The organism is Mycolicibacterium chubuense (genome assembly GCF_001044255.1).
Lineage (GTDB): Bacteria > Actinomycetota > Actinomycetes > Mycobacteriales > Mycobacteriaceae > Mycobacterium > Mycobacterium chubuense.
The window spans coordinates 1-5,059 of the sequence record NZ_JYNX01000086.1; the positions used below are offsets into that span (position 1 = coordinate 1).

Genomic DNA, 5,059 nt, shown 5'->3' on the forward strand with positions numbered 1-5,059 from the left:
GTTTTCGCGTCGTGCCGGGATGAGGACCGGGCGGCGCATCTCGAACTCGGCGGCGGGCACCGCGCGATCACCGACGCCGGCGCCGTCCGGGACCTGACCATGTCCCTGGCCGAGGGGGTGGCGGCGGTCCGTTGAGGAACGTGTTGCCCTGCGGTGGCGCCTGGTCGGTGGCCGGGGCCTGTTCGGTGGGCGTGGGGGCGGCCGTCGTCGCCAGCTGCGGCATGTGCTGCGTCTGCTGCCCGCTGCCGGAGCTCTGGTCCGACGACGACGATGACGACGATGACGAACCGCTGCTCGAGCTGCTGGACTGCGACGACGAGTCGGGCACCTGCGGCACGTCGATCGGGGGCAGGTTGAGGCGTTCCTCCGGAATGTCCGGCGGGGGCACTGGGGGCTGACCGTTGATCATCAGCGGGCCCTTGGCGCTGTTGAGCAGGGTCGACCACCCGCCGTTGCCGAGTGTGGCGCCGATGCTGCAGGACACCTGGCGGCTGCCCGCCGACCAGCTCGGCAGCGAGACCGTGCTGTAGATCAGCGTCAGCGTGGTGTTCCGCAGCTGGATCGGCGCCAGGTAGGCGTCGGTCATCTTGGTGCAGGCGTCCTTGATGAAGGAGTCCTGGTCGGCTTCGGCCGGCAGCCCGCCGGGGAACTTCTCGGCGAGGTTCACCGCGCCGGTGACCTCCATCGCGTGCGGCGCCGCGCAGTCGACGGGGATGTCGGTCGGCTGGTTGGTCGAGGGGTCGATGCCCAGGCAGGTGCCCGCCGTCCACACCTTCGACTGGTCGATGTCGGCGACCTTGCCGGTGAAGGCCAGCTGCTGGTTGTTCGGGCCTGGCAGCTGCAGCCCGCACAGCATGCGGCGCTCACCCGACTGCTTCCAGGCCTTGTCGCCCGACCACAGCATGCTGATCGTGAACCGGCTGTTCGGATCGAACTTCGCGCCCAGGTAGCGCCGGACCGCCGCGGAGCACTGCTCCTGGCTGATCTGCTGGATGCGCGCCGCCGACGGCGGGGCGGCGTCGGGGCCGTACTCGCTGCCCGGGAACGTGCGCATGTCCACCGACTCGGCGACCTCGAAGCGGTGCTCGGTGGTGCAGTCGACGATCTGGGCGGCGTCGGGGGTGCGCTCCGGCCAGTTCAGGCAGTCCCCGCTCTTGGCGTGGTCGAACGTGTCGTTGCCGCGCGGGCCCAGCGAGATCGAGTTCGCCGTCAGCCCCCCGGCCGGATCGGCCTGCGGCAGCGCGGTGATGATGCCGGCGATCAACAGCCCGCCGAGTGCCGTCAGCAGCAGCGCCCGGCGGGTCGACTCAGCCTGGAGGCTGTGCCACCATCGCGTCGGGCGGGCGGGGGGGTTCTCGGGTCCCGGTCGGGGTGTCGCGGACATCGCGATCCATTGTGACAGGCGTGTCAGGCCCTGTGACAAGTGATGCAGCTGTAACGTTATGCGGCTGACGCCGCGGCCCGTAGGGTTGCCCGATGTGATCGACCTGAAGGTGCTTCGAGAGGACCCCGACGCGGTGCGCGCGTCGCAGCGAGCCCGCGGCGAGGATCCCGCGCTCGTCGACTCCCTGCTGCAGGCCGACGCGGCGCGTCGGGCCGCGATCTCCGAGGGCGACACCCTGCGGGCGGAGCAGAAGACGGCCAGCAAGGCCGTCGGCAAGGCCTCGCCCGAGGAACGCCCCGCGCTGCTGGCCGCGGCCAAGGAACTCTCCGAACGGGTCCGGGCCGCCGAGGTCGCCCAGGCCGACGCCGAGCGCGCCTTCACAGCGGCGCACATGGCGATCTCGAACGTCATCATCGACGGCGTGCCCGCCGGCGGCGAGGACGCGTTCGTCGTGCTCGACACCGTCGGTGAACCGCCCCTGATCGAGAACCCGAAGGATCACCTCGAGCTCGGCGAGTCCCTCGGGCTGATCGACATGGACCGCGGCGCCAAGGTCTCGGGGTCGCGCTTCTATTTCCTCACCGGCTATGGCGCGCTGCTGCAGCTCGCGCTGTTCCAGCTCGCCGTGCGCACCGCCACCGAGAACGGCTTCACGCTGGTGGTCCCGCCGGTGCTGGTGCGCCCCGAGATCATGGCGGGCACCGGGTTCCTCGGCGCCCACGCCGACGAGGTCTATCACCTCGCCGAGGACGACCTGTACCTCGTCGGCACGTCGGAGGTGCCGCTGGCCGGGTTCCATTCCGACGAGATCCTCGACCTGTCCGGCGGCCCGCGCCGCTATGCCGGCTGGTCGTCGTGCTTCCGGCGCGAAGCAGGCAGCTACGGCAAGGACACCCGCGGCATCATCCGGGTGCACCAGTTCGACAAGGTCGAAGGCTTCGTCTACTGCAGGCCCGACGAGGCCGAGGCCGAGCACGAGCGGCTGCTCGGGTGGCAGCGCCAGATGCTCGCCCACATCGAGGTGCCCTACCGGGTGATCGACATCGCCGCCGGCGACCTGGGTTCCTCGGCGGCGCGCAAATTCGACTGCGAGGCCTGGGTGCCGACCCAGCAGACCTACCGCGAGCTGACCTCGACGTCGAACTGCACGACGTTCCAGGCCCGCCGGCTGGCGGTCCGCTACCGCGACGACAACGGCAAGCCGCAGACGGCCGCGACGCTGAACGGGACGCTGGCCACCACGCGCTGGTTGGTCGCGATCCTGGAGAACCATCAGCAGCCCGACGGCAGCGTGCGGGTGCCGCAGGCGCTGGTGCCCTACGTCGGGGTCGAGGTGCTGACGCCGAGCTAGCGGCGGTCCAGCAGCTGTTCGAGGACGTCGACGAACTCGCGGGGATGCACCGGGGTGCAGGCCGGGTCGGGGAAGGCGCCGCGGACGTCGAGGGTGACCAGGGTGGACTTCAGCGGCCGGTTCACGTCCAGCGGCAGCCAGCGCCGGAAGTCGGTGCCCCACAACCGGAATCGCGACAGTAACAGGCCCAGCGGGGCGACCTGGTAGCCACGGATGTCCCGCAGCGGGATGATCTTCGACGTGCCCGACGGGAAGTGGTAGCGGCGCAACGTCAGCGCTTCCCGGTCGAGCTGGATCAGCCCGTCGTCGTAGTACAGGTTCGAGATGCCCACGGTCGGTTCCGGTTCTGCCATCACAGCTTCGCCGACCGCAACTCGTGGCCCCGGGTGGTCAGGCATCGGCCGTTCGTCAGATTCCACTGCCAGCCGTGCAGGTTGCAGGTCAGCGTGGAGCCCTCGATCACCCCGAACTTCGACAGGTCGGCCTTCAGGTGCGGGCAGCGGCGCTGAATCTCCCAGCCGTCCAGCGTGATCGAGGCACTGTCGTCGTGGGCCTCGGCGAACCAGCCGTCCGCGTAGGCGATGCGCTCGTCGGTCAGGCACTTGAAGAAGGTGTAGAGGTACTCGTTGTAGCCGCCCACCCGCCACGCCCGGAACCGGGTGGACAGGAAGATCGTGTTGACCCAGTCGGGTTCGCGGTCGCGGACCACCGTGCGGACCAGCTCCGGCGCGATCGCGAAGCCGTACCGGAACTTCTCCTCCGAGATCGGCTCGCGCACAGCGCGTTTCGGGAAGTCCAGCACCACCGTTTCGGGACCGAGGCGCAACTCCACCGGATATCCGATGCCGTCGCAGATCTGGTCGGAGGCCAGCATCACCGGCTCGAACAACTCGCGCAGCGGCTCGAGCAGCGGTTCCCCGCTCGCCGGCGCCCACGAGGCCTTCTCGGCGGCCAGCACGGGCGCCATCCGTTCGGCGTAGGCGGCGATGTAGTCGGCCTTGCCGGTGGTGAAGATCGCCCGCACCTCGTCGTCGGGTACCGGATGGGTCAGCGAATCCAGTTGCGCGCCGGTGAAATCGGCGGTCGAGCCGGGGATCATCAGCAGGCCGCCGTCGTGACCGTGGGCGGCCATCTGGTCCAGGAACACCGCCTGGTCGGGGAAGATGTTCGCCGGGTCGCCGTGGTCGTCGTTGAGGTCGCGCAGCTCCGGGTCCAGGAAGCAGGGCGGCCCCGCCGACGGGATCACCCAGGTGGCGCCGACCTGTGCGATGTACTGCCGGCACCGGTCCATCTGGCGCTGCCGCTTCTGGACGCCGAAGGCCTCCTTGGCGCGGGCGGGCATGTCGTAGACCATCGGGTACCAGATCGCGCCGGAGTACTGCAGCATGTGCACGTCGATCTGCCCGAAGTCGGCGGCGAGCACATCGAGGTCGACCGGCCGTGCGTCGTTCATGTTGAAGGCGACGGTCTCACCGTCGTCGACCACCAGGCCCGAGTCGCCGATGGGGCCGTCGGCGGGCGCCCGCAGCGCGATGATCATCACGTCGAGATCGCCCTTGGGCCCGCTGACGCGGTGCTTGACCGAATCGGTGGTCTCAAAGAAGCGGTGGAAGCCCAGCTTCTCCAGTTCGCGGCGCAGGTCGGGCACCGGGAAGTCGGGCAGCAGCACCACGGCGTCCTTGTTGACGTGGGCGCGCAGGTTCGCCGGGTCGAAGTGGTCCTTGTGCAGGTGCGAGACGTACAGGTAGTCGACGTCGCCGAGCGCCGTCCAGTCCAGACCGCTGTTGTCGGGGAACGGGAACCACGACGCGAAGTAGGCCGGGTTGACCCACGGGTCGCACAGGATGCTCCCGGCGGCGGTGTCGATGCGGAAGCCGGCGTGCCCGACACTGGTGACCTGCACGAATACCCCTCTACTGGCTGCTTGCTCGCCTGTCAGCTTAGCCCGGCGGCGTGGGCTCGTCGTTCCACCGGCGCCGGTAGAACGCGATGCGTTCCGGGTCCGCACGTACCCCGTAGGTGTCGAGCAACACGGTCTCCCAGCGACCCCTCGGAAAGTTCCAGTCCAGCGACATCGTGGCGATCGCGAGGTCGGCCCACCGGTCGGCGACGCCCAGGTCGCCGAGGTCGACGTGGCCCGCGCACGATCCGTCGTCGGCCATCAGCGTGTTCGGCGCGCACGCGTCGCCGTGGCACACCACGAGCCGGTCCGGCGGCGGGGTACGTTCGCCGACCCAGGACGGCGGGCCGAACGGGCAGTCCGCGACGGGCAGCGCGTCGTGCAGGCGGCGCAGGCCGGCGCCGATGGCCCGCGCCGCGGTCTC

At 70.0% G+C, this 5,059-nt stretch carries 5 protein-coding genes; 1 reads left to right on the top strand and 4 read right to left on the bottom strand.

What is annotated here, in order from left to right:
• Positions 1–67: 67 nt before the first annotated feature.
• Positions 68–1,384, bottom strand: coding sequence for a septum formation family protein (locus MCHUDSM44219_RS26485; protein ID WP_048421260.1), 1,317 nt, complete (start codon positions 1,382–1,384; stop codon positions 68–70).
• 94 nt (positions 1,385–1,478) lie between these two features.
• Here MCHUDSM44219_RS26485 and serS point away from each other — a divergent pair, with 94 nt between their 5' ends.
• Positions 1,479–2,735 carry a serine--tRNA ligase gene (gene serS, locus MCHUDSM44219_RS26490; protein ID WP_048421261.1) on the top strand — a complete coding sequence of 419 codons (1,257 nt, stop codon included), beginning with the start codon at positions 1,479–1,481 and terminating at the stop codon, positions 2,733–2,735.
• On the opposite strand, the gene MCHUDSM44219_RS26495 is transcribed toward serS, so the two are convergent.
• From MCHUDSM44219_RS26495 to MCHUDSM44219_RS26505, 3 genes are all read right to left on the bottom strand, one after another.
• Complete coding sequence (locus MCHUDSM44219_RS26495; protein WP_048421262.1) at positions 2,732–3,088, bottom strand: hypothetical protein; 357 nt, start codon at positions 3,086–3,088, stop codon at positions 2,732–2,734. The genes serS and MCHUDSM44219_RS26495 overlap by 4 nt on opposite strands.
• Entirely contained in the window at positions 3,088–4,638 is a 1,551-nt protein-coding gene (locus tag MCHUDSM44219_RS26500; protein WP_048421263.1) for a Rieske 2Fe-2S domain-containing protein, read from the bottom strand. Before MCHUDSM44219_RS26500 ends, MCHUDSM44219_RS26495 begins: the two co-directional genes overlap by 1 nt.
• Positions 4,639–4,675: 37 nt before the next feature.
• The coding region (locus MCHUDSM44219_RS26505) for a phosphotransferase (RefSeq protein ID WP_048421264.1) at positions 4,676–5,059 on the bottom strand (384 nt) is incomplete at its 5' end.